21 protein-coding genes, 2 tRNA genes and 1 pseudogene are annotated in these 23,051 nt (G+C 40.1%); 12 read left to right on the plus strand and 12 right to left on the minus strand.

Annotated features, from left to right (window positions below; all coding sequences use genetic code 11):
• Positions 1-46: 46 nt before the first annotated feature.
• The 3 genes from groES to FTU77_RS11145 all read right to left on the minus strand — a co-directional run bounded on the left by groES (position 47) and on the right by FTU77_RS11145 (position 2,225).
• Positions 47-337: a co-chaperone GroES gene (gene groES / locus FTU77_RS11135; RefSeq protein WP_078192966.1), complete on the minus strand. Its 291-nt coding sequence runs from the start codon at positions 335-337 to the stop codon at positions 47-49.
• A gap of 183 nt (positions 338-520) precedes the next feature.
• Complete coding sequence (locus FTU77_RS11140; RefSeq protein WP_180055802.1) at positions 521-1,306, minus strand: metallophosphoesterase; 786 nt, start codon at positions 1,304-1,306, stop codon at positions 521-523.
• The gene (locus tag FTU77_RS11145; protein ID WP_180055803.1) at positions 1,287-2,225 is read right to left on the minus strand and encodes a diacylglycerol kinase family protein; all 939 of its coding nucleotides are present in this window, start codon (positions 2,223-2,225) and stop codon (positions 1,287-1,289) included. Before FTU77_RS11145 ends, FTU77_RS11140 begins: the two co-directional genes overlap by 20 nt.
• A gap of 412 nt (positions 2,226-2,637) precedes the next feature.
• Between FTU77_RS11145 and FTU77_RS11150 the strand changes: the two genes are divergently transcribed.
• Entirely contained in the window at positions 2,638-4,470 is a 1,833-nt protein-coding gene (locus FTU77_RS11150) for a phosphoenolpyruvate carboxykinase (GTP) (protein ID WP_180055804.1), read from the plus strand.
• An 80-nt stretch (positions 4,471-4,550) separates the two neighbouring features.
• Here the strand turns inward: FTU77_RS11150 and glpD are convergent, their stop codons facing one another.
• Entirely contained in the window at positions 4,551-6,068 is a 1,518-nt protein-coding gene (glpD, locus tag FTU77_RS11155; RefSeq protein WP_180055805.1) for a glycerol-3-phosphate dehydrogenase, read from the minus strand.
• Positions 6,069-6,423: 355 nt separating this feature from the next.
• Between glpD and FTU77_RS11160 the strand changes: the two are divergent.
• The 3 genes and pseudogenes from FTU77_RS11160 to FTU77_RS11170 all read left to right on the plus strand — a co-directional run.
• Positions 6,424-6,600 (plus strand): annotated as a pseudogene (locus tag FTU77_RS11160) (alpha-ketoglutarate permease); the annotation flags it as partial.
• A gap of 287 nt (positions 6,601-6,887) precedes the next feature.
• Entirely contained in the window at positions 6,888-8,207 is a 1,320-nt protein-coding gene (locus FTU77_RS11165) for an MFS transporter (RefSeq protein ID WP_078190125.1), read from the plus strand.
• A gap of 198 nt (positions 8,208-8,405) precedes the next feature.
• Positions 8,406-8,834: a hypothetical protein gene (locus FTU77_RS11170; RefSeq protein ID WP_078193296.1), complete on the plus strand. Its 429-nt coding sequence runs from the start codon at positions 8,406-8,408 to the stop codon at positions 8,832-8,834.
• Between the two features lie 67 nt (positions 8,835-8,901).
• Here the strand turns inward: FTU77_RS11170 and FTU77_RS11175 are convergent, their stop codons facing one another.
• Together FTU77_RS11175 and folD are read right to left on the minus strand one after the other, a co-directional pair.
• Positions 8,902-9,570, minus strand: a complete 669-nt coding sequence (locus FTU77_RS11175) for a methyltransferase (RefSeq protein WP_180003940.1) — start codon at positions 9,568-9,570, stop codon at positions 8,902-8,904.
• Positions 9,571-9,807: 237 nt separating this feature from the next.
• Complete coding sequence (gene folD / locus FTU77_RS11180; protein WP_078192972.1) at positions 9,808-10,656, minus strand: bifunctional methylenetetrahydrofolate dehydrogenase/methenyltetrahydrofolate cyclohydrolase FolD; 849 nt, start codon at positions 10,654-10,656, stop codon at positions 9,808-9,810.
• Positions 10,657-10,808: 152 nt separating this feature from the next.
• On the opposite strand from folD, the gene FTU77_RS11185 reads away from it, so the two are divergent.
• Positions 10,809-10,882: transfer RNA gene (locus FTU77_RS11185), tRNA-Cys, on the plus strand.
• Positions 10,883-10,892: 10 nt separating this feature from the next.
• A tRNA-Leu gene (locus FTU77_RS11190) sits at positions 10,893-10,978 on the plus strand.
• Between the two features lie 154 nt (positions 10,979-11,132).
• On the opposite strand, the gene FTU77_RS11195 is transcribed toward FTU77_RS11190, so the two are convergent.
• Positions 11,133-12,125 (minus strand): NAD(P)H-quinone oxidoreductase, encoded by a 993-nt coding sequence (locus FTU77_RS11195; RefSeq protein ID WP_180041692.1) that lies wholly within the window; start codon positions 12,123-12,125, stop codon positions 11,133-11,135.
• Between the two features lie 131 nt (positions 12,126-12,256).
• On the opposite strand from FTU77_RS11195, the gene FTU77_RS11200 reads away from it, so the two are divergent.
• A complete protein-coding gene (locus tag FTU77_RS11200) occupies positions 12,257-12,607 on the plus strand; it encodes a co-chaperone YbbN (protein WP_180041690.1) in 351 nt (116 codons plus the stop codon).
• Positions 12,608-12,620: 13 nt separating this feature from the next.
• On the opposite strand, the gene FTU77_RS11205 is transcribed toward FTU77_RS11200, so the two are convergent.
• The 3 genes from FTU77_RS11205 to FTU77_RS11215 are packed head-to-tail and all read right to left on the minus strand — an operon-like array spanning position 12,621 to position 13,730.
• Entirely contained in the window at positions 12,621-12,881 is a 261-nt protein-coding gene (locus FTU77_RS11205; protein WP_111885646.1) for a DUF2798 domain-containing protein, read from the minus strand.
• A 13-nt stretch (positions 12,882-12,894) separates the two neighbouring features.
• The gene (locus FTU77_RS11210; protein ID WP_180011006.1) at positions 12,895-13,212 is read right to left on the minus strand and encodes a DUF3861 domain-containing protein; all 318 of its coding nucleotides are present in this window, start codon (positions 13,210-13,212) and stop codon (positions 12,895-12,897) included.
• Positions 13,209-13,730 (minus strand): PadR family transcriptional regulator, encoded by a 522-nt coding sequence (locus FTU77_RS11215; protein WP_180055806.1) that lies wholly within the window; start codon positions 13,728-13,730, stop codon positions 13,209-13,211. The genes FTU77_RS11210 and FTU77_RS11215 overlap by 4 nt, the downstream gene beginning before the upstream one ends.
• A gap of 136 nt (positions 13,731-13,866) precedes the next feature.
• Here FTU77_RS11215 and FTU77_RS11220 point away from each other — a divergent pair, with 136 nt between their 5' ends.
• Entirely contained in the window at positions 13,867-14,874 is a 1,008-nt protein-coding gene (locus FTU77_RS11220; protein ID WP_180055807.1) for a hypothetical protein, read from the plus strand.
• A gap of 20 nt (positions 14,875-14,894) precedes the next feature.
• Positions 14,895-15,500 (plus strand): hypothetical protein, encoded by a 606-nt coding sequence (locus FTU77_RS11225; RefSeq protein WP_180055808.1) that lies wholly within the window; start codon positions 14,895-14,897, stop codon positions 15,498-15,500.
• A gap of 45 nt (positions 15,501-15,545) precedes the next feature.
• Here the strand turns inward: FTU77_RS11225 and cysN are convergent, their stop codons facing one another.
• Together cysN and cysD are read right to left on the minus strand one after the other, a co-directional pair.
• Entirely contained in the window at positions 15,546-17,159 is a 1,614-nt protein-coding gene (cysN, locus tag FTU77_RS11230; protein ID WP_180055809.1) for a sulfate adenylyltransferase subunit CysN, read from the minus strand.
• Between the two features lie 152 nt (positions 17,160-17,311).
• Entirely contained in the window at positions 17,312-18,226 is a 915-nt protein-coding gene (cysD, locus tag FTU77_RS11235) for a sulfate adenylyltransferase subunit CysD (protein WP_078189893.1), read from the minus strand.
• A gap of 321 nt (positions 18,227-18,547) precedes the next feature.
• On the opposite strand from cysD, the gene FTU77_RS11240 reads away from it, so the two are divergent.
• The 3 genes from FTU77_RS11240 (at position 18,548) to FTU77_RS11250 (ending at position 22,082) form a co-directional block, all read left to right on the plus strand.
• Complete coding sequence (locus FTU77_RS11240; RefSeq protein ID WP_180003924.1) at positions 18,548-19,090, plus strand: hypothetical protein; 543 nt, start codon at positions 18,548-18,550, stop codon at positions 19,088-19,090.
• A 464-nt stretch (positions 19,091-19,554) separates the two neighbouring features.
• Positions 19,555-20,193: a YqiJ family protein gene (locus tag FTU77_RS11245; protein ID WP_180007473.1), complete on the plus strand. Its 639-nt coding sequence runs from the start codon at positions 19,555-19,557 to the stop codon at positions 20,191-20,193.
• A 176-nt stretch (positions 20,194-20,369) separates the two neighbouring features.
• Complete coding sequence (locus tag FTU77_RS11250) at positions 20,370-22,082, plus strand: flotillin family protein (protein ID WP_180011015.1); 1,713 nt, start codon at positions 20,370-20,372, stop codon at positions 22,080-22,082.
• Positions 22,083-23,051 lie beyond the last annotated feature (969 nt).

Genomic DNA, 23,051 nt, shown 5'->3' on the forward strand with positions numbered 1-23,051 from the left:
TTAACAATTTATGATGAATAAAAGGGTCTAAATGCGTGTACGAAACTTAAGCTTCAAGTACCGCTAAGATGTCAGACTCTTTCATAATAAGAAGCTCTTCGCCTGCTACTTTTACTTTTGTACCGGCATAAGTGCCAAACAATACGTTGTCACCAACTTTAACGTCTAATGCACGTACGCCATTGTCAGTTACTTTGCCATTACCTACAGCGATTACTTCGCCTTGAGCAGGTTGTTCAGCTGCTGAAGTACTTAAAATAAGACCACCAGCAGTTTTAGTTTCCTTTTCAACACGGCGAATCACAACGTTGTCATGCAAAGGACGAATATTGCTCATAGTTAACTCCAGACTAAGTCTATTTACTAGATAAAAGACGATGACATTTTGATTTCCGTAAGCCATCGACAAAAAATAATTTAGATGACACTTTTGTGGGGATGGAAAAAAACCCTTCAAGGGCAAAATTTAATTTTTTTCATTTTTTTGTATTTTTTTTCTTCAAAATTTAAATTTAAAGGATTAAAGCTCATCCAAAATATGAGTACTAAGATTTTCTTCGAATATTTTTAACTTTGAATGATAAAAATAATGCTGCACATTCATCTGCTCATCAATGACATTAAAACTGTTGGCAAGGTTATCGTGTAGGCGATATGACATTGCAGTTCCAGCATGAATATCCCAAACTGGATGCGCAGCACCTAAAGCATAAATCTGATTGAGGTCATAGCTGGCTGGAACATGTAAATGCCCATGCAATAAACCATTTAAACCGTGTTGACTCCACTGTTCGAGTGCCAAACGCCCTTGAACAGGACAATCTTTCACACCATGCGGGTCATTGGGCGGCGTATAAAAAGGTTGATGCGCTATGATTAATTTCACTTTATTGGGCGGCGCATGTTTAAGTAATTCCTCGACATGATGTATTTGCTCCAGCGATACATGCCCTCGCGTATGGTAACGACGGCGAATACTATTGATCCCAATTAAATAAAAATGCTCGGTTTCCAGTACATTTTCCATGGCACCAAAAAAAAATTGATAACGTGCAAAAGGGCTAAAAACACGGTTCCATAAATGATATAGCGGAATATCATGATTCCCCGGCACAACGATATAAGGCAGCTTTAAGCTTTCTAAAAATTGCTTACATGCATAAAACTGACGATAACGCGCACGTTGGGTCAAGTCTCCACTGGCAACCACGGCCTCGATACGCTGTTCACGACAAAATTGCTGAATAGCGCGCATACACTCTGGCTTTTCAGTGCCGAAATGCAGATCAGACAGATGCAGTATCATGTGGCACCCGTATCTTTAAGGCTTGTTTTTGCACTCGAATTTTAAGCGGCGGTTTCATTTCTACAATCTCACCATCCACAGCAACGGTCATTTTTTTTCGTTGGGTATGTATGGTGACTTCATCAGCGGCAAAACTATACACATCTGGTGCATTGTCGATATTGCCACGGATCAATTGCCATAAAATTTTAAATAAAGTTTTCTTATCACTTTTTGCGACCACCACACCTGCAACTTTACCTGCCTCTGCATCTTTAGCGATTTGCAAATTTAAATCGGCCAATTGCAATTGATTATTGCCAAAAAAGATCAAGGGCGTTTTGACTGGATAAATATGATGATCGACTTCGATTTCCAATTTTAACTCTTTGCGATCTCGAATCAGCACATCCAAACCTGAGGTATAAGCATGTAATGGAAAACGACCAAACTTTTGATTATAAAACTCTCTTTTTTGTATAAATAATGGATACAAGCCTAAACTGGCATTGTTTAAATAGATATGTTCGTTGATTTGCGCCACATGCACCTGTCGATTAGTGCCTGTCGCAATCACCTGTGCTGCTTGAATTAAATCGAGAGGAATATTGAGTACCCGCGCCACATAATTAAATGTGCCCAAAGGTAAGACCCCCATAGGAATATCGGTATGCATCAACTGATGAGCAACAGCATTTAAGGTTCCATCACCACCTGCAGCAACCACAACCCCCAAATTATCAGGGTCTTGATGGCGTGCAAATACCTTGCTCATTAAAGTATCAAAACTCGCTTCCTGCCCAAGCTCAAATGACTGTATTTCGAAATTATGATCGGATAATATCCGCACAAGTTCCTCGTAGACTTCATCTTTGTTTGCAGCATGAAATCCTGATTTTTTATTATAGATAATAGATAAAGGCTTGGCTTGTTTAATCACTTTTTATACATCTTGGCCGCTTAGTATTGTATTTTGTCGAATTTAACAGCAAATAATAGCGCCTTTATGTAAAAATCGAATTACCACCATTTATTTAATCAATAATAATTCTCAAATACAAATTACATGCAACTTTTTGTTTTTATTAAAAATAACTATATAAAATATTGTCCATCACGTTAATAAATAAAGTGAAAATTCACCACATAATATGTTAAGTTATTGTATTTTATCTATATTTAATATAAATAGCATTAACTACCAAAAAAAATCTACCACTTCTTTAGTCTTATTTTTTTTATGATTTTATGCTTTAATACAGCCACTTTTTTTCATCTTTTATCTGCATGATGTATCCCATGATGCAGATTATACTTTGTACGGTTAGTACATTTTTGAGATAGGCCTCACCATGACCCAAGTGAACGCACCAGAATTCGTTCGTCACCCTAAGCTAATTGCTTGGGTGGAAGAAATTGCCAAATTAACCAAACCAGCAAAAATCGAATGGTGTGACGGTAGCGCAGAAGAATATCAACGTTATATCGACTTGATGATCGCTAACGGCACTATGCAAGAACTTAACCAAGAAAAACATCCTGGTTCTTACCTTGCTAATTCTGATCCTTCTGACGTTGCTCGTGTTGAAGGTCGTACTTACATCTGTTCTGAAAAACAAGAAGATGCAGGCGCAACAAACAACTGGGAAGCTCCAGCTGAAATGCGTGCTCGTCTGAATGGTTTATTTGACGGTTCAATGAAAGGCCGTACTTTGTACGTAGTTCCTTTCTCTATGGGTCCTTTAGGTTCTCATATTGCTCACATCGGTATCGAACTTACTGATTCTCCTTACGTTGCTGTAAGCATGTCTAAAATGGCTCGTATGGGTAAAGCTGTTTATGACGTACTTGGTACTGACGGTGACTTCATTCCTTGCGTACACACTGTTGGTGCTCCGCTTGAAGAAGGTCAAAAAGACGTTGCTTGGCCTTGCAACCCTGAAAAATACATCGTTCATTATCCAGAAACTCGTGAAATCTGGTCTTACGGTTCTGGTTACGGCGGTAACGCATTGTTGGGTAAAAAATGCCTAGCTTTACGTATTGCATCTTCTATGGGTCGTCAACAAGGCTGGTTAGCTGAACACATGCTCATCCTTGGCGTGACTAACCCACAAGGCGAAAAACACTACATCGCAGCTGCATTCCCTTCTGCTTGTGGTAAAACAAACTTCGCGATGTTGATTCCACCAGCGGGTTACGAAGGTTGGAAAATTGAAACTGTAGGTGACGATATTGCTTGGATCAAACCAGGTGAAGATGGTCGTTTATATGCAATCAACCCTGAAGCTGGTTTCTTCGGTGTAGCACCTGGTACAAATACCAAGACTAACCCAAACTGTATGGCGACTCTTCATAAAGACGTAATCTATACCAACGTTGCTGTAACTGACGAAGGTGAAGTATGGTGGGAAGGTCTGACTAAAGAAGCGCCTGCTAACTTGACTAACTGGAAAGGTCAGCCACACGTTGCTGGTGAAAAAGCTGCGCATCCAAATGCTCGTTTCACTGTTTCAGCGGGTCAATGTCCTTCTATTGATGCTGACTGGGAAAATCCAGCAGGTGTTCCGATTTCTGCGTTCATCTTCGGTGGTCGTCGTGCAGACACAGTGCCTCTAATTTCAGAAGCATTTGACTGGGTTGACGGTGTTTACAAAGCTGCAACTATGGGCTCTGAAACAACTGCTGCTGCTGTTGGTCAACAAGGTATCGTTCGTCGTGACCCATTCGCAATGCTTCCATTTGCGGGTTACAACATGGCTGACTACTTCTCTCACTGGTTAGAACTTGGTGAAGAAGTTGCTGCTAAAGCTAAAGCTGCTGGCAATAAACTTCCTGGTATCTACAACGTGAACTGGTTCCGTCGTGATGCTGAAGGTAACTTTGTATGGCCTGGTTTCGGTCAAAACATGCGTGTTCTTGAGTGGATCATTGACCGTTGTGAAGGTCGTGCAGACGCTGTTGAAACACCTATCGGCCTTGTTCCAACATACGAACAATTGAACTGGACTGGTTCAGACTTCACTAAAGAGCAATTCGAGCTTGTAACTTCTCAAGATAAAGATCAATGGATCAAAGAACTTGAAAGCCACACTGAATTGTTCAACAAACTTGGTGATCGCTTACCAAAAGCACTTAAAGTACGTCAAGACGAACTTTTAGAAGCTGTAAAAAAATCTGCTTAATCGGCCTTTAATTTCCCTCCTTTAAAAGAGGGATTAAGAAAGATTTAAAAGACCGCCTTGTGCGGTCTTTTTTATATCCACTAAGCCACATCTTGAGCTTTTTGTTTTATGCGAATTGCCATTAAATATTCATCCAAAACATCAACTTCAGCTGCGCTGAATTGCAAATATAACTTTGTCCGTCTTTGCAAAATATCTTCAGAACTTCTCACCCATTCCTGCTCAACTAAATAATCCACTTCTTGAGCATACAAGCCATGTCCAAAGTTTTGCCCAAGCTCATCAATCGAAGTTAAATGATTCAGCAAAATCCAGACACGGGTTCCATAAGCATGCGCCCAACGACTGGCCAGGCTGCTCGAAACACCTCGCACTTTTTGTTGGATTTCAACTACCAACTGCTCTACCGATTCTAAATTTTCCGCACCAGGCAATGTTGCATCAGCAGTCCAAGGTTTGGATCGATGATGAAAAACCGTTTTAAGCTGATCTAGCGCCGCTTCTGAAAGTTTTCGGTAAGTGGTGAGTTTGCCACCAAAGATTGAAAGTAATGCAGCCCCTTCTACATCGGTCAGTGCCAAGGTGTAATCTCGCGTGACTGCGGCTGGATTATCTGACTCATCATCACACAGCGGACGCACACCTGAATAAGTTGAAATAATGTCCGTTTGCGTCAATTGAGTTTTAAAGTGATCATTTGACACATCAAGCAAGTAATCGATTTCTTCCTGGCTTATCTTTACTCGATTTGGGTCTGCGTGATATTCACGATCTGTCGTGCCGATCAAGGTATATTGTTCTAAATAAGGGATCGCAAAGACAATGCGATGATCATCATTTTGCATAATAAAAGCTTTATCACCCTCAAAAAGTTTTGGAACAATGATATGACTACCCTGTATCAGCCGTATACCATAAGGTGACTCTTGCTTTAACCCCTGTTTTATAAAGTCAGCAACCCAAGGACCTGCCGCATTCACCAAGACTTTAGCCTGCACATTTTGCAATCCCTTGGCATTTTTTAGACATACCTGCCAAATTCCAGCTTTGCTATATGCATTTAAACATTCTGTTCGAGTCAGAATCTGTGCACCATGTTCTCGTGCTTGTATCGCATTCAGTACAACTAAGCGTGCGTCATCTACTGCACAATCGGAATATTCGAACCCTCGGGTAAATTTGGATGCTAAAGGACTAGCTTCCACATCAAATTCAATACCATTTGAGCCTGAAAGCTGTTCTCGCTTACCCAAATAATCATAAAAGAATAATCCAGTCCGAATCAGCCAAGCCGGACGTAAGTGCGGTTCATGTGGCATGATAAAACGCATCGGTCGAATAATATGAGGGGCTTTTTTAAGCAGAACTTCGCGTTCTGCCAGTGCTTCACGTACCAAACGAAATTCTTTATGCTCTAAATAGCGAAGACCACCATGAATTAATTTGCTACTTGCAGATGAAGTGTGGCTCGCGAGATCGTCTTTTTCACAGAGCAAAACACTTAAACCCCGCCCCGCTGCATCACAGGCAATACCAACACCATTTATTCCACCACCAATGACCACCATGTCATATATTGATTGTTGTTGTGTATTCATCGCTCCCTCCCGCTATGTCTTTTTATTCAACAATGCTTCGTTTTCTTTGCTTTATTATTTTTCTCATTGATCATGCTTTTTTGATCAAGTACCTATTTTGATCAAGATATTTGTACGCTGAGTTTTTTATATCCTTCAATAAATGAGAAGTTATATTTTAAATGTACGTTTAAAAGCTTGCTGGCTCAAGCATGAAATCAATCATTTTAAAGTCAGAACCTATATTCAAAGCAAACATAATTACAAGCAGTTGATTTGTATTTTTTTTCAACCTAATCTTTTTTAAAATTTTATTTCAAGCTTTTATATATTGCATGTTCAGCTGCAGAAGCCTTCAGTTTTGATGTACCCCGTTTATGCACTTACAGATACCATCTTTGGTGGTACTGCAGAATTTTTTGCCCTAAGTTTCAAAGAAGCTGGCTATGAGACATGGTTCTTCATCTATGTAACCATCATGATTTTTATTTCATTATTGGTCTACGTCTTTATGAAAGACACCAAACACCATTCCAAAATTCAGGAGCATTGATCAGGTTCATTTGATGATGACTTATTGATCAAGCTGATCAAAAACAGCATGTTTTTCCAATCAAAGCCTCAATCGATGAGGCTTTGTTGTTTTCATTTAGTCGTGAAAAATCTATCTGATCAAAAAAATCGCATTTTATAGACTAAAGTCGCATGATTTTCTGCGACAACAGGAGTATAAATTAAATAAATATAGTTCCATCTCCCATTTCGACAAAATATATTGATTTAAACTTTTCCCAAAGAGTTTAAATGGATATGTTTTGCATTCATTCCTTGGAGAATGATGTGTCAAACTCATCTGAGCCAGTTGTTCCTGAACAATTGGATAGAAAAACTCGTGTCAAATCTATCCTCGGCGGATCTGCCGGCAACCTCGTTGAATGGTACGACTGGTATGTCTACGCTGCCTTTACCCTTTACTTTGCACCGCAATTTTTCCCTGACGGTGACAATACTGTAAAACTCTTACAAGCAGCTGCAGTCTTTGCACTCGGTTTCTTAATGCGTCCAATCGGCGCATGGGTCATGGGTATTTATGCGGACCGTAAAGGTCGTAAAGCAGGTTTAACGCTGTCTGTATCGTTGATGTGTGTCGGCTCACTGATGATCGCATGTGCACCAACCTATGATTCTGTAGGCATGCTCGCACCCGCTATTCTACTTTTAGCGCGTTTACTCCAAGGCTTAAGTGTTGGTGGTGAATATGGTTCTAGTGCCACCTATTTGACTGAAATGGCAGGTAAAAACCATCGTGGCTTCTTCTCAAGTTTCCAATATGTCACACTGATTTCAGGTCAGCTATTGGCACTTTGCGTTTTAATTATCTTACAACGCAATTTCTCAGAACAAGCTTTAACTGAATGGGGCTGGCGTGTTCCGTTCTTCATCGGTGCATTACTCGCTATTGTGGTGTTCTGGATTCGTCGCGGTTTAGTTGAAACTCAATCCTCTAAAGAAGCTCAAGAACAAGCTAAAAATGGTGGTCCAAAATCAGGTGCTTTAGCGTTATTTACCAAATACCCTAAACAAGCCTTCACTGTGATCATGTTGACTGCCGGTGGTACTTTAGCGTTCAACACTTTTACCACATATTTACAAAAATATTTGGTCAACACGTCTGGCTTTGAAAAAACCACAGCAACTGAAATTACCACTGCTGCAATTTTCATCTTCATGCTTTTACAACCTGCTGTCGGTGCGCTTTCAGACAAAATTGGTCGTAAGCCAATTATGATCGCCTTTGGTGTGCTTGGTGTGCTGTTTACCATTCCTATTTTCAATGGTATCGGTTCAACTACCAGCCCAACCACAGCATTTATGCTTTGCATGAGCGGTATGGTGATTGTCACTGGTTATACTGCGATTAATGCCGTAGTAAAAGCAGAGTTGTTCCCTGCACACATCCGTGCCCTAGGTGTTGCATTGCCTTATGCCATTGCAAATACACTCTTTGGTGGTACCGCAGAACTTGTAGCTTTGAGCTTCAAAAATGCAGGCCATGAAAACTACTTCTTCTACTACATTACATTCATGATTGGTTTATCTTTAATTACCTATGTCTTCATGAAAGATACTAAAAAACATAGCATGATCACTGACGATTAATTCGCTCAGCCCTGCTATTCCACTTAAGCTCATCAAAGCCTATTTTGATGAGCTTTTTTTATCTCCATTTCCATCTACTCATCGTTTCGGCTGCATCAAAGATTTAATCAAACTTCTTTGGCTTTCTTTGTTTTCGCCATCGAGTCGACAGACGGACTATGGCATACTGAACATACAAATACACACGGCGAATGAATGATGAAAAATATTTACAAAGTTTTAAGTTTGGGTATTGTTGCAATGTCGATGGCTGCTTGCCAAAGCACTCCACGTGCTTTTAATGGTCAAACGGGCTTTCAAATAGAGTCCAAATCTGCAGATAGCGCAACACTTGCATATACTTTAGCGGGTCGCCAAAACCAACAACTGGATGCCAATAAATTACAACGTGCTTGCCAAAAAGTATTAAATACGCAAAAGACCTATAAATTACAAATCTTAAGCGTGAACGAAATTGCAAATCCTGCTTTGGAAAATACCCAGTACGGCCGTCAAATTGGTAATACACGTGCGAACTTCGGTCTATCAAATACTCCTGATCTACGTAACTCTGAAAACTTAGGCGCGCGTGATGCACTCGATGCTCGCCCTGCCACCTTACGTGTGGTTCGCTATACCTGTTCTTAATCAAATTTGCTGTTCAAAAGATAAAAATAAGACGCTTAAAGCGTCTTATTTTTTATGGGTTTAATATTTATAGGGTTTTATAAAAACTCACATTACGAAACTCAGGTGATTCATCCAAATCAGGCCATGTTGTCGCGCTTCGTTCATCGAGTTTTTCATATTTAGGATGACTAAAGTTTTTCACACGACTGTCTGCCACCCACACTTCAGGAGCAAACTTTAAAAACTCATCCAAAAAGAAACGATTGCATTGGTCATACAGCACATCGGCAGCCAATAAAATATCGACTTGCTCCGCTTTATACAGATCATCTAAATATTCGAGTTCAACATTGTTTAGCTCTGCATTGGCACGGCATGCATCTAGGCTCACTTGGTCGATGTCACAGCAGATCACGCGTTTCGCCCCTGCCATTTTCGCGGCAATCGCCACCACGCCTGAACCTGCACCAAAGTCCAACACGACTTTATCTTTGACATGATGCGGCTCTGCCAACAACCACTGCGCCATTGCAAGCCCTGAAGCCCAACAAAAGATCCAATACGGCGTATCATTCCATATACGACGAATGACTTCATCATCCAATTTATCGGTTGGAAATACAGGCGGTATCAACCATAAAGAAATGGGGGTTTCAGGCAACTGTTGTGCATGTAATTCACAATGCGGAATGACTTCATGCAGTGCTTTCAGTAAATGTTCAGGGGCTTGGGGGAATTGGAAAGTACAGCTCATTAGAATTTTATTTTTCGAATATGCAGAGTTTTAGTGTCATATAAGCCTAAATTAAGATCGGAAGTTCCCTCTCCTTTTAAAGGAGAGGGTTAGGGAGAGGATTATTTATAAAAAAGCACCCTCACCCCAACCCTCTCCCACAGGGAGAGGGAGCAGCATAGAATCAATTTGAGACGATCAGTTCCCTCTCCTTTTAGGAGATGAGAAGCATTGCTTCGCAAGGGAGTGGTCTAAAGATTAACCCAACGCTTTTTCAGCAGCTTCAACAGTTTGACGAATCAACGTTGTAATGGTCATAGGACCTACACCACCCGGAACAGGTGTATAAGCAGAAGCAACTTCTTCAATACCCACCAATTGGATATCACCTACACCGCCGCCATCACGTGGATGGAAGCCAGCGTCAACAACCACTGCACCTGGTTTGATCCAATCTTTTTGAATCAATTCAGCTTTACCTACCGCACCCACAATAATGTCAGCTTGCTTAACAAAGTCAGCTAAGTTTTGAGTACGTGAGTGGCAAGTGGTCACTGTTGCATTCGCTTCAAGTAGCATCGCAGACATTGGTTTACCCAAAATTGCAGAACGACCCACAACAACCGCATGTTTCCCTGCGATTTCAATGTTGTTTTCTTTTAAAATGGTCATGATGCCTGCAGGAGTCGCAGAACCATATGCTGCTTCACCCATTGCCATACGGCCGAAACCTAAGCAGGTCACGCCATCCACGTCTTTTTCAAGAGAGATCGCATCGAAACAAGCACGCTCATCAATTTGAGCAGGTACGGGGTGTTGTAACAAAATACCGTGAACATCTGGATTTGCATTCAATTTTTCAATTTCAGCAAGCAATTGCTCAGTTGTGGTTTCTTTAGGAAGCTCAACTTTTAATGAATCCATACCAACACGGCGGCAAGCATTCCCTTTCATACGTACATAAGTTGCAGATGCACCATCGTCACCTACCAAAATAGTCGCAAGAATTGGGGTACGACCAGTTTTCTCTTTTAGCGCTTCTACGCGAGTCAACAAGTCAGCTTCAATTTTCTTCGCCAATGCACGACCATCTAAAACTAATGCCACGGCACTTCTCCAAGTGATGATATGAATCAATTTTGCACATAATACATGATTATTTTAAATTTTTTACCTTGTATGCTGCTTTTATGCTCATACAGATGAATCTGCTATTGTTTTTTTTTCAGAGCTTGCTAATATACGCATCAACAAGACATGGCGGGGTGGCAGAGTGGTCATGCAGCGGACTGCAACTCCGTGTACGCCGGTTCGATTCCGACCTCCGCCTCCAATCTTGTTAAGCCCGAGTGGTGAAATCGGTAGACACAGGGGATTTAAAATCCCCCGCCCACAAAGCGTGCCAGTTCGAGTCTGGCCTCGGGCACCATTCTTCTACTACTGAAGATGGTGTAATAAAGAACCCAGCGATAAGCTGGTTTTTTTATGCCTAAAGTTTAGTAAGACAATAAAAAAGAGGGACATCGCCCTCTTTTATTATTTTAAAACACCCTGCAAATACATCGCGTTTTAAAAATAATCCTTTAGATCACTTCAACCACAATCTTACCCACATGGTCGCCTGTATCCATGGCTGCATGTGCTTCTTGAATTTGATCAAACTTAAATGTTTTGTAAATCATTGGCAGGCATTCACCTTTAGACCATAACGGAACAACATTTTCCTGAATGCCTTTGGCAATCTCTGCTTTTTCTGCAGTATTACGCGCACGCATGGTTGAGCCTGTAATCGTCAAGCGCTTCATCATGATTTGACCCAATTTCACCTCTTTGGCTTTTGCACCGCCTAAAAATGCGATATAGACCAAACGACCATCACGACGCAATAGATTGAGGTTCTGCGCCAAATACGGTGCTCCAACGATATCTAGAATGACATCTACACCTTGCTCATTGGTCGCTTCATTAATCACTTGCTCAAAGTCTTGAGTCTTGTAGTTAATCGCATGTGTGATATCAGAGATCGCTGCTACTTTTTCATCTGAACCGACCGTAGCAAAGGTTTTCATGCCCAAGGCATTACACAGCATGATTGCTGTGGTTCCAATACCGCTAGTACCGCCATGAATAAGTACCGTTTCACCTGCTTTGGCTTTACCCATTTGGAATACATTGGCCCATACGGTAAAGAAGGTTTCAGGAATGGCTGCCGCTTGGGTAAAGCTGACGCCTTCAGGAATCGCAATGGTTTGGCTTTCAGGCACCACGCAATATTCTGCATAACCGCCACCATTGGTCAGTCCGCAAACCTTATCGCCCACCTTAAACAAAGTGACTTCTGCACCCACAGCAACCACTTCGCCTGCAACCTCTAAACCCGGTACTGGTGTTACCCCTTTCGGCATTGGGTACAAGCCTTGGCGCTGTAAAATGTCTGGACGATTGATGCCAAAGGCATGCACTTTTACCAACACTTCATCCGCTTTCGCTTCTGGGATGGCAACGCTTTCATAGGCCAGTTTATCTACACCGCCTGGCTCAGTAATAATGACCTGCTGCATGCTTTGCTGTGACATTGTTTTTCCTTTTCAATTATTGACTATTCATCTATCTATGCACTATTTGAACATAGAAAGCATACAGATTGAATAACAATGGACTTATGTATAATTGGCTGACTATTTAGCAAATTAATAATAGGCAGCACATGGTTCAGGTTGTTGAATATAACGAAGATAACGCCAGCGACTATGAATGGTTCGATGGTTTTGCCGTGATTCGTTTCTATGCAGACTGGTGCGCGCCCTGTGTGCAGAACTTCCCTGTATTTGAGCAGTGCGCAAGTCAAATGTCCGCACAGCATGCACAGCTCAAATTTGGCAAGGTAAATATTGATTCCTCACCGATACTAACCTTGCGCTATAACGTTTATGGACTACCTTCAACCTTAGTATTTTATCGCGGGCAAGTCATTCAACGTATTGCAGGAGTTAAATCGCTGACTGAATTAACAGCCATCATTCAAGATGCTATGCAGTCACATTCAACTCATGACTAAACGGATGTACCTTTTATTTGGATGCAGACTCATTCGGCAGGCGTACAAACTTCATTAACGTATTACGCACCAATGGCAACACGATCAAAATGAGCGGGAACGCCACCATCCATGACATACCCCAAGCGCGCAGCCAAATACCAAGAAAGCCTTCAACTAAGCCTTTATTCATCAGCATATTAAAGCAGGAAATTGAACCGCTCATAATGCCGGACAGAATTAGAGGCATCAGCCAAGTCATGTGTTTGGGATGAAATTTTGGGAGTTGATTCATCTGTAAATACCTATTATTCGTCTTGGGCTGCGTTCTGGGCTTTTACGGTTTGTTTTAGTGTTTTCATAAATTGGCCGAAATGCGGCATGAAATCTTTAAATAAAGGATGGTCTTTATTTTCCAACAAGGTTTCACCAAACAGTTTCAGACCCACAGCAAAGGCTTTGGTCTTTTCATCATCTAACAATTGCGCTTTGGTCAAATGCTCCAGCACCTTAAACATATCATCATGGTTGTAGGCATTAAACTGCAACGCTTCGGTATAAGTCGAAGGATTGCCCTGCGCATCAGCAATGTGTTTGAGCGTGATTTCATATTGATGCTGTTTCATTGTGTCACCTCCATACGGCTGATTTCGACTGCCGCCTGATCGATTTTTTCTGCAATGGCATAGACCTGTTCAGGTGTTAGTTCACAGTGCTGAATTTTGATGCGCAGTGATGCTTTTAAGTTTTCCATCGCACGTTTGATGTCGACGTATTGTTCGTTGTTATGAATCTGCTTACGGGTATCAAAACGACACAGAATTTTCTCTACTGTGGCTTTTTCGGCATCCAGATGCGCTAAGCCTGACTGCGTAACGCTGTATTGTTTACGGTCTTCCGCATTTAGTTCTGCATGTATGTATTGCTGTTCTTCGAGGTAATTCAGCGTTGGGTAAATTGTACCTGTGCTTGGGCTGTAGCCACCGCCGACGATTGCGCCGACATCTTTAATGATGTCGTAACTAAACTTAGGCGCTTGGGAAATAAGATGCAGCACCAATAGTTTCATGTGCCCTGCTTCAAACAGGCGTTTTCGGGTTTTGACTGGACTATCACTAACGTCCAAAAGGTCTGAATTTGACATTACAAAGATACACCTTAAGATTAATTAAGATATATCTTAATGCACATTTAATGAAAATTATAGTTTTTTCTTTTTTTAATACTAACCCATTGATTGATGATATAATTTTTGTAATTCATCATACAAATATATAAATATGTCTAACAATTTACTCGTGACATTCCATAAATTAAATGCTCAAGTCTTACCATTATCACCCACAGGATTAAAACCCAATGTTGCTTTCAATTTATTAGACTTTTTTGAAAATTTAAAAGCATGGAACTATGAGAATTTTCAATATCCATTTTCCAGCGAACGGTTTTGTGGGCTTCTTGGAGTTATTGACGTTGATCGTTCACAAAACGTTATACGTTTGGTATTTGTAGTTGCCGATAAAGATGCTGATCCACAATGTGCAAGAGATTTAGCAACCAATCAAACTCGGCTACTTGCTCGACATAATAACGAAGCGGCAGATCAACGCGTTCACGTTGTTCTAAAAGTAAATCCCACAGCACCATTTTTAGCAGATGTCGGCATTGAACATATACGTGGCGTTTCTATACGTATTTTGATGAATACTTTAAATTACTTAGCAAGACATGCTCGTTTGGAAAATCCCACTAGCAAGAATTATTTTATTGGTGAACATCCAACAGATAGGTTTGAAAGAGGCGATAAAATTGGTTTACCGAAACCACTTGGTTTTAAAATCAATTTCTTATATGAATCTGTATTAAGTGATGAGATTGTTGACGCATTTATAAATGGCAAAGTTAAAAATGTGGAATTTTCTCAACAACCTCAAGTTGCTCAACAATGGGATAATCAAGGAATTTTTACCCAAAACTTAGTACGAGTTAATCTAAAAGTTTCTGCTATAACACTTCCAAGTAACATTCAAAATGATCAACAAAAGGAAAATGCAGTTAAAGGTTTTTTTAGAAATTTAATTGGCCAACACAGCAACCTTCAAGGTACACTTTTCAAAATTAAATTTGAGGACGCAAAAGGTGATCCTCGTTTAGCTGAATACAATCCTGATGACGATGTTTTTGTTTTAGTAAAAAAAGATAAATTACCAGACTCTTTACGACAAGCTATGACCGCCCACATTACTCTAAACCGCCCCTTGTGTGATAAAATTCAAAGTAAATTATGATACATAGCGGAGGTATATAAATGCTTAGTTTAGTCTTTAAACCTCTGAATTACCTAGATATAAAATGGGAAGTTCAAGGCCGTATATCAAAAAAACAGTTTGATATATTAATTCCAATATGTGTATCACTTATCTTAAGTATAATTCTTAGCTTTGTAGATTTTTTTACATATGACACTATAAAAAAAGTAGAACCTAATATATTTAAGAATGAATTTATTGGCCTTCTTATTGGTTTTCTACAAACTATACCTGGATTTTATATTGCAGGTTTAGCCGCAATTTCAACTCTTAACAGTGAGACAATGGATCGCCCAATGTCAGGCAATCCCCCAACAGAAACAATTATTGAAACAAATCCTTATGCTAAAAAAGAAATGCCACTAACACGACGTATGTTTCTTTCTAGATTATTTTCATATTTATCATTCATCAGTCTTAGTGCTTTTTTAGTAGCTATAATTTTTAAGTATTTTTATAGTTTAAACTTCATCACTGTCAACCCTATAATTTATGCAATTATCTATGGGGCTTGTCTATTTATTTTATTATTCTGTTTATGTCAATTAGTTCTTTTAACTGCATTAGGCCTATACTATTTAGGTGATAGAATTCATAAAAACTAAAAAAACCCGCCTTTCGGCGGGTCTTTTTTAAATAAATTCAATCTATTACAGACGAACCAACTCAACAATTTTCTCAGCAACTTCTTCAGCAGTCTCGACTGTATAAGTCACATCAGTACCTTCAGCTGTATCTGTAATCACAACCACACCAGTTTCACGAACTAGTGCAACTTGCTCTACAGTTAAACCTGCTTTCGCAATCGCAACCACACCTTGCTGAATCAACAAGCTTTCAATCGCTTGCGCATTTTTAAGTGCTTTTGCAGTCACAGTTACCGCAGCAGGTTTTTGACCTAAACGTGCAGCACGCGCTTCAGCAGTTACAGGTTCGTTGTGCGCAGTCCATTCAACCGCAGACTCAACCATACCCGCACCAACGGTCACGTTGCTTAAACGGTCAATAAAGATGAATGAACCTGTGTAACGACTGTCTTGGTAACGGTCAAATACCACTGGCGCATCAAACTCAATCGTTACATCTGCAATCGCATTCAGTTCAAGCTGTTCAACTTCCGTTTTTTCCAATGTGTTTACATTGGTACGGTAGTTGATTTTCGCAACTTTCGCAGGAATGGTTTGTGTACCAAACTTCACGTTATACAGTTTACCAACCACTAAAGGCGCATCTGTCATCCATACCACAGAGGCACGTGCAGAACGTGAAATTAATGGCTGTTCGCCTGCTTTAACTAAAACGTTACCACGTGAAATATCAATTTCATCATTTAGCGTAAGTGTTACCGCTTGACCTGCAACAGCATGGTCTAAGTTACCGTCAAAAGTCACGATTTCTTTAACAGTCGAAGACTTACCAGATGGTAATGCAGTAATGGTATCGCCAACTTTCACTTCACCAAGTGCAATCGTACCGCAGAAGCCACGGAAATCGAGGTTCGGACGGTTGACATATTGAACTGGGAAACGGAATTCGTGCTTGCTCGTATCATGCGAAATTTCAACAGTTTCCAAAGTCTCCATTAAAGTCTGACCTTGGTACCACGGTGTATTTGGCGATTTGTTTACAACGTTATCACCATTCAACGCAGAAATAGGCGTGAAGATAATGTTCGCAGGTTTACGGTCGCCCAATTGGTTTACGAACTCATTGTACTCTGCTTGAATTTCATTGAAGCGCGCTTCAGAGAATTCAACCAAGTCCATTTTGTTCACTGCAACCACGATATTACGAATACCCAAAAGACTCGCAATAAATGAGTGACGACGAGTCTGGGTTTGAACGCCATAACGCGCATCAATCAAGATGATCGCTAAATCGGCAGTCGACGCACCAGTTGCCATGTTACGTGTGTACTGCTCATGCCCCGGGGTGTCAGCAATGATGAACTTACGTTTTTCAGTAGAGAAATAACGGTAAGCCACGTCAATGGTAATACCCTGCTCACGTTCCGCTTGCAGACCATCTACAAGTAAAGCCAAGTCAGGCGCATCACCCGTAGTACCGACTTTTTTAGAGTCACGAGTCACGGCTTGCAATTGATCTTCATAAATCAATTTTGAATCGTAAAGCAAACGGCCGATTAAAGTCGATTTACCGTCATCAACGTTACCGCAAGTGAGGAAACGTAGAAGGTCTTTATTTTCGTGTTGTTTTAAATACGCCAAGATGTCTTGGCTAATTAAATCTGATTGATGAGACATTGCTCAAAGCTCCACATATTCTTTTGAAATCGGTTTCTGAATCTTTTTAATCCCTCTAAATCTCCCTTTAAGAAAGGGAGACTTTGCTCCGTTATTTCTCGGGAGTTCCCCCTCTTTAGTAAAGAGGGGGTTAGGGGGAGATTATGAGATTCTTAGAAGTAACCTTCCTGCTTTTTCTTTTCCATCGAACCTGCTTCATCATGGTCGATCATACGGCCTTGACGTTCAGAGGTGGTGGCTAAAAGCATCTCTTGGATAATTTCCGGTAAAGTTGTTGCAGTTGATTCAACAGCACCTGTAAGTGGGTAACAACCTAAAGTACGGAAACGCACCGATTTCATTTGTGGCACTTCACCTTCGTTCAAACGCATACGCTCATCATCAACCATGATCAGAGTACCGTTACGCTCAACCACTGGACGTTCAGCAGCCAAGTACAAAGGAACCAATTTAATATTTTCGAGGTAGATGTATTGCCAAATATCCAACTCAGTCCAGTTAGACAATGGGAACACACGAATACTTTCGCCTTTGTTCACTTTACCATTGTAAAGATTCCAAAGTTCAGGACGTTGGTTTTTAGGGTCCCAACGGTGTTTAGTATCACGGAATGAGTAAACACGCTCTTTGGCACGAGATTTCTCTTCGTCACGGCGCGCACCACCGAAAGCCGCATCAAACTGATATTTATCAAGTGCTTGTTTTAAGCCTTGAGTTTTCATAATGTCAGTATATTTTGAGCTACCGTAATCGAACGGATTCACGCCTGCGTCTTTACCTTCTTTGTTTTGATGCACGATCAAATCAAAGCCATGCTCTTTTGCCATGTTGTCACGGAAAGTAATCATGTCTTTAAATTTCCAACCCGTGTCTACATGCAGTAGTGGGAATGGAAGTTTGGCAGGATAGAATGCTTTTAAAGCAAGATGCAGCATGACCGCTGAATCTTTACCGATTGAATACAGCATGACTGGGTTTTCGAACTCAGCAGCAACTTCACGGATGATATGAATACTCTCAGCTTCAAGCTGTTTAAGATGAGTAAGTCTTTCCTCATTTAATGACATGGACAACACCAGCTTAGAATATGTGTACTTATTACACTTTTAAAGATATATATACATTATAGTGATTAAGCTTTCATAACGATTGCTTGTTTTGTGATATTGATATTCTTATTCGTCATATACAAATTGTCTGATACTGCTTATCAATTTTAATTAATTTAATACGATAGACTTATCAATTTCATTATTATTCTAGTCCGAGATCCCTAAGTTTACGCAATTTTTTATCAATTAACTAATCGCTAAATCCTCTAAACAATCGGTATTCAAACTCGCTCAAAGTACCTAAAGTAGCTATATCACTCTCCAATAGTTATTGATATGCCATATAGTCACTATACGCTTGAAACCTTAAAGTCGCTGATTGAAGCAGCAGGTCTTGCTGGCTATATTTATCAGCATTCTTCACACATGCTTGTGCTCCAAGAAGCCTTAAATGATGACGGCAGCCCGCTGAATAACTTTATCCAACATGAGCTGAGTGCTGACCAAATTGGCCTTCAGTTCGGCCTACGACTTTTGGACAATAAACTCGAATTTTTGATTGGGGTGACTCACAGTAACCAAGATCGCGGCTACGAAATTGGCGCTGGCAATTTAAAGGCCGATCAACGTGCATTTAATCTGCTCTATGCTTTTTATAATTTTCCCAAAGCATTTCACTTAATCCATTTCCCGCTCGCAGCCAATAGCACCCAGTTAGAGGAAGAGATCGAAAAGCAACTGTTTCAACTTGAAAGCATGGGCTTTTTAGACACTGCGATTAAAACCAATCCGATGGGCGAACAAGTGAAGTGGATGAAAAAATTTATTGTTCAAGCGGCTTTAGATATGAAAGTACGCATTCAAACTTCATTGTTATAAAAAGGGTTAAAGCTTACTAAAAAGCGCTCTATTGAACGCCAGTTCAAATCTTCATATGACATCGAAAGTCACGGCAAAGCCCTCAGCACTGCTGTGACGCTTATAAATTTACATTTCCTAACATTGTTTTCTGTGCCGTTTAACAGGCCATTTCTCTCCCTTGAGCACGACCACTTATATATCTGCAATTAGACTGAAAATTTGATTGATCACAATGACTTAAATCTTAAATGTATAAACGTAGATGCGCCATCCTCTTTGGATTTAGTTCATCCAAATTAACTGATAAACTATTTTTGAAGAAAAACTTAGTAATAGCTCACATAAAAGCCGACTTTTTGTTAATCTGATCTGTAATTTTTTTACACAATTTCGACAGATAATGTTATTTTATTTACTGAAAAAAATTCAGCCAGAATTATTTTTTTTGATTTTTTATAAGCATAAATATAGAGATAAATATAATGTGGGAATTGTTTACTCACCCGTCTAATATCGTGTTTAGCATCAGTCTCTGCTTAATGTTCTTGTTTGGACTTTTTGAGATTGTGTTAACAATTTTAGGGGGGGGTTCTCAAGGCTTCTTAGATCAATTCCTACCTGAGGATGTTGGTCATAATGCAGAGCTAGGTGTAGATGCCGATGCAGGTATCGTGACACGTGTGCTCGATTGGTTGTATTTGGGTCGTATTCCACTGTTTGTATGGCTCATCATTTTCTTATGTGTCTATAGTTTGTTGGGCTTTGCTATTCAAGCCATCGTTAACCAAATGACCAGTATGATGTTCAGTGCATGGATTATTGCACCAGCCTGTATTTTTCTGTGCATGCCCTTCGTACGTTTTAGCGCAATGCTCATTGCCCGTATTTTACCGCAAGATGAAACAACCGCCATTTATAGTGATGAATTGATCGGTAGAACGGCCACGATCATTTTGGGTGATGCACGACCACAGTCTCCTGCTCAAGCCAAAGTCAAAGATCAACACGGATTGACCCATTATATTTTGGTTGAACCTGAACAAGATGAAATTTTCAGCCAAGGTCAATCAGTGGTTTTAACCCAAAAAACAAATGTAGGCTTTCAAGCCACCATGCTCTAAATTTTGAATGAATTGATGCTCGATCAGTTCTTTTAACACCATATAAATACATTTAACGCGTCATACGTTCAGCAAATCTCGAAGTCATGATGAGTCAACAAAATACTGATTTTTAAACCAAACTTGTTAGCACTTTAGAGGGTTAACTTGAACTACAACAAAAGAGATAAACGTCCATGTTAGACATTATTCCAAGCGGTATCCTTGTTTCAGTCGGGATAATTTTTGCCGCACTTATTTTTATTGGTTTTATTATTGCTCGACTTTATCGTCGCTCAAGTAAAGAAATTTCATTTGTGCGTACAGGCTTCGGCGGTGAAAAAGTGATTTTAGGTGGCGGTGCTATTGTGCTTCCGGTGCTGCATGAAATTATCCCTGTCAATATGAACACCCTACGTCTTGAAGTTCGCCGTGCAGATGACCAAGCGCTGATTACACGTGACCGTATGCGTGTCGACGTGATGGCGGAGTTCTATGTCCGTGTGAAACCAACCGCAGATTCGATTGCTACAGCAGCACAAACGTTAGGTCAAAAGACCATGTCACCAAATGAGCTTAAAAATTTGGTCGAAGGTAAATTCGTTGACTCTCTACGTGCAGTTGCCGCAGAAATGGCGATGGAAGAATTGCATGAAAAACGTGTCGACTTCGTTCAAAAAGTTCAGCAAGTGGTGTCTGAAGATTTACATAAAAATGGTTTGGAACTTGAAACCGTTTCATTAACTGGCTTAGACCAAACAGGCTTTAAATACTTCAACCCACAAAATGCGTTCGATGCTGAAGGTTTAACTAAACTGACAGAAACCATTGAAGACCGTCGTCGTAAACGTAATGCGATTGAGCAAGATGCAGATCTTGCAATCAAGACCAAGAACTTAGAAGCAGAACAAGCACGTCTACAAATTTTGCGTGAAGAAGAATATGCAAAACTGCAACAAGAACGTGAAATTTCAGTTCGTCGTGCAGAACAGCTTGCAGAAATTGCATCACAAGAAGCTTCGAAAAAACGTGAAGCCGAAGAAGCGCGTATTGCTGCTGAACGTGAAGTTGACTTAAAGCGTATTACTGCTGCACGTGACGTTGAAAATCAAAATATTCAAAAGTCACAAATTATTCAGCAAGCCCAAGTGGAACAAAAGAAAACCATTGAACTCGCTGAGCAAGACCGTGCTATTGCCATTGCTGAAAAATCTCGTGCTGAATCTGAAGCTAAAGCGCATGCCGATCAAGCCCGTGCTCAAGCGGTAAAAGCCGAAGAAGAAGTAATTACCGTGCGTCAAATCCAACAAGCTGAACGTCAAAAAGCTGTTGAATTGGTTTCTGCGAAAGAAAAAGCAGAGAAAGATGCGATTGCCATTACTGTCGCGGCTGAAGCGGGTAAACAAGCAGCAGCAGATGATGCAGAAGCTATCCGTATTGCAGCTGAAGCCGAAGCTGAAAAAGTTCGCTTAAAAGCCAAAGGTGAAGCTGACGCAAAAGTTCTCTTGGCTCAAGCGATGGAAAAACAATACCAAGTTGATGCTGAAGGTACACGTGCAGTGAACGAAGCAAACAACGTATTGTCATCTGAACAGGTTGAAATGCAAATTCGTTTAGCGATGCTGAAATACTTACCTGAAATCATTCGCGAAAGTGTGAAACCAATGGAAAACATTGATGACATTAAGATTTTGCAAGTGAATGGCCTAAATGGTGGTCATGCAGGTTCTTGCCAAGGTGATGCTCACCACGAAGGCAGCGGCAATGTTGCCTTGTCAGACCAAGTGGTGAATAGTGCCCTACGCTACCGCAGCCAGGCCCCACTGATTGATAGCTTGATGAGTGAGCTTGGTATCCAAGGTGGCGATATTAACGGTTTAACTCAGAGCTTAAAAACCAGCAAAAACTAAGTTTTTGATTGAGATAGGGCTCCATCAAATCTCTTTATTCAGAAGTGATTGCTTGAGCAACACATTCTAAATGAATTAAAAAAGCAGTGTCCGCACTGCTTTTTTTTATGGCTTAGATACTTGTACTTATGGGCATACAATCTCCCAAAGAAATGAACAACATTTTCTGTCTTATCAGAGCGCTTTTAATGGTTTCTGACATTTATATTTCGCATCACAGCCTGATGTTAAATCAATGAACAAATGGCGTATTTCATAAAAATACTCATTTAGAAGCTATAGAGCAAACAGCATAAAATTATGAAACAAAATATTTAAAATCAATTAATTGATATATCCTTCTCATCTTACAGAATAAGATATTTACTTCTATATATTCAGCTCGATAACATTTTGTTCTATCTATTGTTTTTATAAAACTTGGAAATTGCTTATTAAATTGAAAATAGGGCCTAACAAGGTTTTTGCACTTCAAACCATCAACTAAAAAATAATAGCTGACTATAGATGTATATGCTCATGTAGATTTTCTTAAAAAAATTTCATCACTGAGATAGCAAATTTCACCAATTTTAAAGCTCCCCCTTCTCATATTCCTGATCTACCATCCTTTGTATAAGGCTTGAGAAAATTACAAATAAAATAATTTCTATTGAAAATATTAGGCTTCATCCAAGTAAAAAAGCTCTTTGATGATAAAGATCCATTAAAAATCTCAATTAAATTAGTTATTTTCCCTAAAATCAATATACTGCACGCTATACGAAATTATTTTTAAAAATCATAAACCTATGACCATCCCCGCAATCATCACATATTCGGATTATTATGTGTTCTTTACATTTCATAGTTATTGAACAACCAATATTCCATCCGTTTATGCAGCGTCACTGCACCCCAAAGCAGAACACATAGCCATGCCCTTATGGCTTTTGCATAGCGGCTGAAATACGCTTTTTTTTGCGTAAA

The sequence above is a fragment of the Acinetobacter sp. YH12142 genome, from assembly GCF_013418435.1.
Taxonomy (GTDB): domain Bacteria; phylum Pseudomonadota; class Gammaproteobacteria; order Pseudomonadales; family Moraxellaceae; genus Acinetobacter; species Acinetobacter amyesii.